6 protein-coding genes are annotated in these 6301 nt (G+C 64.3%); 2 read left to right on the top strand and 4 right to left on the bottom strand.

All coding sequences use genetic code 11. The features are described 5' to 3' along the window. Positions 1–794 (bottom strand): ABC transporter permease (locus tag FJ954_RS30940; RefSeq protein ID WP_140620610.1); only part of this gene is annotated, 794 nt, incomplete at its 3' end. A 271-nt stretch (positions 795–1065) separates the two neighbouring features. After that, on the bottom strand, positions 1066–2499 hold the full coding sequence (locus tag FJ954_RS30935; RefSeq protein WP_140665858.1) for a DHA2 family efflux MFS transporter permease subunit: 1434 nt from the start codon (positions 2497–2499) through the stop codon (positions 1066–1068). A gap of 126 nt (positions 2500–2625) precedes the next feature. Between FJ954_RS30935 and FJ954_RS30930 the strand changes: the two genes are divergently transcribed. After that, the gene (locus FJ954_RS30930) at positions 2626–3627 is read left to right on the top strand and encodes an ornithine cyclodeaminase family protein (protein WP_140665855.1); all 1002 of its coding nucleotides are present in this window, start codon (positions 2626–2628) and stop codon (positions 3625–3627) included. Further along, positions 3624–5141, top strand: coding sequence for a histidine ammonia-lyase (gene hutH, locus FJ954_RS30925; RefSeq protein WP_140665852.1), 1518 nt, complete (start codon positions 3624–3626; stop codon positions 5139–5141). The genes FJ954_RS30930 and hutH overlap by 4 nt, the downstream gene beginning before the upstream one ends. Here hutH and FJ954_RS30920 read toward each other — a convergent pair. Together FJ954_RS30920 and FJ954_RS30915 are read right to left on the bottom strand one after the other, a co-directional pair. Beyond that, positions 5106–5906, bottom strand: a complete 801-nt coding sequence (locus tag FJ954_RS30920; protein ID WP_140665850.1) for a 3-methyl-2-oxobutanoate hydroxymethyltransferase — start codon at positions 5904–5906, stop codon at positions 5106–5108. The two genes, hutH and FJ954_RS30920, sit on opposite strands and share 36 nt — an antisense overlap. Before the next feature lie 61 nt (positions 5907–5967). Then, on the bottom strand, positions 5968–6279 hold the full coding sequence (locus FJ954_RS30915) for a MocE family 2Fe-2S type ferredoxin (protein ID WP_023769541.1): 312 nt from the start codon (positions 6277–6279) through the stop codon (positions 5968–5970). Positions 6280–6301 lie beyond the last annotated feature (22 nt).

Raw genomic sequence — 6301 nt, 5'->3', positions numbered from 1 at the left:
CCCGACAGCCCGATGCCGCCGATCACCGCCACCAGCACAATGTCGTAAAGCAGCGTCGAATTGACGACACGCGTGTTGATCGAATGCAGGCTGGCCGCGGTCAAAAGGCCGGCGATCAGGGCGACGAATGCCGAGAGCACGTAACGCAGGACCAGCATCGGCCGTACCGGAATGCCGATATTGCGCGCCGCGACCGGATTGTCGCCGGCGAAATAGATGTAGCGGCCCCATTTGGTGCAGCGCAGGAACAGGAAGAACAGGAACGCCAGCCCCGCAAAGACGAACACCTCGATCGGGACGTCGAGAAAGCGCAGACCGCCGAGCAGTTCCACCCAATGGCCCTGCGGCACCGGCACGGCGTCCTGCGTGATCAATTGCGAACGGACATAGCCGAAGACGAAAGAGCCGGTCGCCAACGTGACGAAGATCGCCGGTACATCGGCGTAGGCGACGAGAAAGCCGTTGAGCAGGCCGATGGCGAGCACGCCGGCCAGCACATAGGCGAAGGCGAGCCCGTCCGGCGTTCCGCTGTTGAGCAGTTGCAGGTACCAGGCGACCGACATGGCCATGATCGCAACCGCCGACAGGTCGATGCCGCGGCCGATGATGACGACAGCCATGCCCAGCGCCAGTATACCCAGCACCGAGACGGAGCGGATAATGGCGACCAGATTGTTGGCATCGATGAAGCCTGGCAGGCCTATAGCCGCGGCAACGAACAGCACCACCGCTATGGCAAAGACAATGCCTTCCTGATTCAGGCTTCTGAAGTTCAGCCAGCCGGCCATGTTCATTGTCTGCTTTCACCCCGGTGGCAGCGCTGCCACCCCTGGAGAGAAAGCTAATCGGCTCAACGCCGCTTCGTCAAATGAATCCGCGTTCAAAACGTAGGCTGGCGATGAGATTCGCAAAGTGGACGCATTGATTGCCGAATCTGGCGCAATGCCCGGAAACTCCTGCACTTTTGGCCATTGTTTGCACCGTCTCGGCGCTTCGCGAAAGCACAACACCAAGGCGAAAAGGCGAAGATGGAATTTAACCCTGCGATCTGGCGGAAAACTCGATTCAGTTCCCGGCAACGTGGCCGGAGACTTCGGCGCCGGCACCTCTCGGCAACACCAGGAAACGGAACGACGCCACCAGCCCGATGACGCCGATCAGCAGGAAGGCTGCTCGAAAATCGACGAGGTCGAGCGCCGGCCGGTCTCGCGCGATCTGCGACAGGTTGAGGATCGCCGCCGCCACCGCGACGCCGAACAGCATCGCCACCTGCTGCAGCATCGAGGACAAGGTCGCCGCGGAGCTACGCTGCGCGGCGGCGATATCGGCGAAGGCCAGCGTGTTGAGCGCCGTGAACTGCATCGAGCGCGACAGGCCGGCGATCAGCATCAGCGCCACCACCAGCGCCTGCGGCGTCTGCGGCGAGATCGCCGCGCAGGCCATGATCGACACCGAGGCGATGATGCCGTTGACGACCATCACCGAGCGGAAGCCGAAGCGACGCAGCGTCGGCGTGGTCACCGTTTTCATGCCGAGATTGCCGAGGAAATAGGCCAGGACCATCATGCCGGCATCGACGGGCGATAGGCCGAAGCCGACCTGGAACAGCAGCGGCAAAAGGAACGGCGTGGCGTTGATCGCCACCCGGAAGATGGTGCCGGCCGCAAGCGTCGAGATGGCGAAGGTCTGCACCTTGAACGAGGAGAGGTCGAGCAGCGGATGCGGCGCGCGGCGCAGATGCCGCACCGCTAGACAGCCGACGAGGATCCCCGCCGCGATCAGCCCCACCGTAGGCAAGGCCCCATCCTCCGGATGCGCGATGCGCTCAAGGCCATAGAGCAGGCAGGCGAGCCCCAGCGACGTCAGGAAAAACCCCGGCCAGTCGAGCGGCTTGGGATCGGCTTCACGATCACCCGGTATGAAGCGGGCGACCAACACCAGCCCGATCGCGCCGAGCGGGATGTTGATGAAGAAATTCCAGTGCCAGGACAGATAGGTGGTGATGAAACCGCCAAGCACCGGGCCGACCACGGGCGCGAAGAGCGCCGGCCAGGTGATAAGCGCCGTGGCGTTGAGCAATTCGGATTTCGACGCGTTGCGCAGGACCAGGATGCGGCCGACCGGCGTCATCAAGGCGCTGCCCAGGCCCTGCACGGCACGGGCAACGACGAATTCGGTCAAATTTCCAGAGAAGCCGCAGGCGAGCGACGCCAGCGTGAACAGCGCGATGGCTGCGAGGAAGATGTTACGCGCGCCGAACCGGTCGGCGAGCCACCCCGACAGCGGCACGAACACGGCCATGGTCAGCATGTAGACGGTGATGCCGATGCTCATCGCCACCGCCGGCACGCCGAAGGAAGCGCCCATCTGCGGCAGCGACGTCGAGATGATCGTCGAATCCAGCAGTTGCATGAAGAAGGCGATGGCGACGATCAGCGCCACGCGCCGCGAATTCGTGGCTGTCTCGGGCAAGGCTTCATTTTCGGGAATGGCCGTCATGTCGGGTCGGTTTCAACAACATTTAGCCAACTGCGTCCAGAGATGGACCAACAAACTTTCGTGTCGTATCGCCGCCTGTTATGGAATGAATGGGCCTCGGTCTTAAACAACAGGAACCGTGCGCGCATGAAGCCTATCTATATCGACTACCTCAACGCCCTCGATATCGAAGCGCTTGCCATGGCCGATGGCGAGATCATCGGCGCCGTCGAGGCCGGGCTCGTTGCGCAAGGCAAGGGCCAGACGGTGATCGAGCCGCGTGTCCACCTCGAACCCGACCCATCCTTCCACGGCCATTTCAATGTCTTGCGCGGCTACGTCGCGCCGCTCGATACGGCCGGCGTGAAAATCGTCGGCGACTATGTCGACAATTATCTTCACGGCCTGCCGTCGGAATTCGGCATCCTCAATTTGTTCGATCCACGCACCGGCACGCCGCGCGCCATTCTCGACGCCACGGTCATCACCGACATGCGCACCGGCGCCATCACCGCCATCGGCGCCAAGCACTTGGCACGCAAGAACGCGAAGGTGCTCGCCCATATCGGCGCGCGCGGCACTGCGTACTGGAATGTGCGCCTGCTCGACCATCTCTTCGATTTCGATGAGATCCGCGTCCATTCGCGTCGCCCAGAAAGCCGCGATGGCTTTGCCGCAAAACTCTCCGCCGACCTCGGCAAGCCCGTCACCGCGGTCGCCGACTGGGAGAGTTGCGTCAAGGGCGCCGACATCGTCGTCGAAGCCTCACGCCTGCCCGAGCCGCAGCCGCTGCTGAAGACAGAATGGATCAAGCCGGGCGCGCTTGTCGTTCCCTATGGCACGATGAGCGCCGTGGAGCTGTCGCTGACCGACATCATGCAGAAGATGGTCGTCGACGACTGGGGCCAGTGCAAGGGCGGCAAGTTCGGCTCGCTGCGTGCGCATGTCGAGACCGGGCGACTGAGCGAGACGACGCTGCATGCCGAACTCGGCCAGATCGCCGCTGGCCTCAGGCCGGGACGGCAGAGCGACGACGAAACCATCCTCTTCTGGCATCGCGGCCTGTCGCTGTCCGACATTGCGCTCGGCAAGGCGATGCTGGCCAAGGCGCAGGCGCAAGGCATCGGCCAAAGGCTGCGCTTCGCATGAGCGCGCTCGTCCTCACCGGGGCCGGCGTCAGTGTCGACGATGTCGCCGCCGTCGCCCGCGAGGCACGCAAGGTGGAGATCGGAGCCAATGTCATCGGCAGGCTGGAGAAGGCGCGAAAGGTGCTCGACCAGGCGGCGGCCTCCGGCCAGCAGATCTACGGCTTGAACACCGGGCTCGGCGCCAATCTTCGCACATCGGTCGAGGGTGACGCCAGCGCCTTCCAGCGCCAGCTACTCGAGGGGCGCAGCGGGGCGGTCGGCGAAGCGCTGCCCGTCGAGGCCGTGCGCGCCACCATGCTTGCCCGTCTGACAATGTTGTCGGCCGGTGGCTCCGGCCTGTCGCCCGCCGTGTTCGTTGCCTTGATCGAAGTCCTCAACGCCGGCGTCCATCCAGTGATGCCGTCGCTCGGCTCGATTGGCGCCGGCGACCTGGTGTTGATGACCGCGATCGCCCGCCTGCTGATCGGCGAAGGTGAAGCCGATTATCAGGGAAGGCGCATGCCAGCGGTCAAGGCACTGATGATGGCCCGCCTCGGCCCCATCGGCCTGGCGCCCAAGGATGGACTGTCGCTGATCAACGCTTCCGCCGTCTCCGCCGGCGGCGGCGCGCTTGCGGTCACGGACGCGCTGTCGGCTCTTGCCCAGCAGCACCAGGCCGGCGCGCTGACCATGGAAGGTTTCGGCGCCAACCGCACCATCCTGGACCCCCGCCTGCACATGGCGCGGCCCGCCGCCGGCCAGCAGGCAGCCGCCAAGGCGCTGCATGATCTTCTCGCCCGCGACGAAGCGCCCGCGCCCACCACCATACAGGACCCGCTGTCGATCCGCTGCATGCCCTCGATCCATGGCGCGCTGATCGAGGCGATCGGCCAGGCAAGACGCGCCGTCGAGACCGAACTCAATGCCGCCGCCGACAACCCGCTGGTTCTGAGCGACGACGAGCTGGTGCTGTCGACCGGCAACTTTCACACCGCTTCGCTGGCGCTCGCCTTCGAGACGCTAAGCCTGGCAATCGCTCAATGTGCGGCCGCCAGTGCCGCCCGCTTCATCCAGCTCACCGGCCCGGGCCGCAACGGCCTGCCCAAATACCTGTCGCCGGTCGGTGGCGCCTCGGCTGGTTTGGTGCCGTTGCAAAAGACGGTGACGTCGATCCTGGCCGCCATCCGCCACAAGGCCAATCCGGTGATGCTCGATTTCCTGCCGGTTTCGGAAGGCGTGGAGGATCACGCCACGCAGACGCCGCTGGTGGTTTCGAAATGCGCCGACATGATCGCGCTGTGGCGGCGGCTGATCGCCTTCGAGTTGATGGCGGCGGCGCAAGCCGTCGACCTGCGCGAGGGATTGACGCTGGCGCCACGCACATCAGCCGTCCACACCGCGATACGCACGCTCGTCCCCGCGCTTGAGGAGGACCGGCCGCTCGGCGTCGATGCGGAAGCACTCCACGCGGCGCTCACCGGCGGCAAATGGCAAACGATCCTAGCCCCGGCCGACCTTGTCCAGAAACAGCTTTAGCTCGGCCGGGTCCATGTGCACGATGTGCCGGTCCTCGGGATAGGCGCCGCTGTTGACGTCGGCGACATATTCGGAAAATGCCGCCACCCGCTCCGCCTGAAGCCGATCGTATTCGGCGGCGAAATTGCGGTAGATCTTCGAGTGGCGCGGCATGTGGCCACGGTTCTGGCCAAGAATGTCGTCGGCGAACAGATATTGCGCGTCGCAGCCGGTGCCCGCGCCCATCGACAGCATGATCAGCGAGGTGCGCTCAGAGATAGCCTTCGCCACCTCGACTGGTACCACCTCGATCTCAGCGCCGATCGCACCGGCAGCCTCCAGTTGCTTGACCGCTTCGAACACCTGCATCGCCGTATCGGCGGACTTGCCGACCGCCTTGAAGCCGCCGGTCCAGGTCGCGCGGGAAGGAATGAGGCCGACATGGCCGATGACGGGAATGGCGTCATCGGCCATCCGCTTGATGGTGGCGTAGCCGGCGCTGCAATAGACGGCGTCGGCGCTCGCCTTGTAGAGCCGGAAGGCCCAGCGGACGAAATCGTCAGCGGTGCCGATCTCGAAGAAATTCTCGCCCGGCATGGTGAACAGGCTGGGAGCGGCATCGCGATATTGCGGGTTGAGCACCAGTTCCGGCGGCACCGAGACGATGTCGACCCCTGCCCGTTCGGCGGCTTCCGCCTCGTCCAGGGTGAGCACGCGCAGCATGGTCAGCTGACGCTTGCCTTTCATGGCGCGCAAATCGGCGACGGTCGGTCTCTTTCGGCTCATTGAAGCGTTCCCCTCTATTGTTTGCCGTCGCGGTGCCGGATCGATTGATCTTACCCCCGCTTCAGATCTGGATCATCACCTTGCCGGCTTCGATCTTCACCGGATAGGTCGCGAGATTGACGCAGACCGGCGCGCCCTTGGCCTGGCCGGTCTTGTAGTTGAAGCGGCCATTGTGCTTGGGGCATTCGATGATGTCGTCCATGACAAGCCCGTCGGCCAGATGCGCCTTCTCATGCGTGCAAAAACCGTCGGTGGCGAAGAACTCGTCATCCGGCGAGCGGTAGATCGCGAAGGTCCGCCCACCATGGTCGAAGCGGATGACATCCTCTTCCTCGACATCGTCCACCGCGCACGCTTCAACCCAATCGGCCATCTCTATCTCCTGCGGACATTCG

It is taken from the genome of Mesorhizobium sp. B2-3-15, assembly GCF_006442875.1.
GTDB classification, from domain to species: Bacteria; Pseudomonadota; Alphaproteobacteria; order Rhizobiales; family Rhizobiaceae; genus Mesorhizobium; species Mesorhizobium australicum.
The sequence above is the reverse complement of the archived record's forward strand: the minus strand, read 5'-3'. Positions and strand labels throughout refer to the sequence as shown.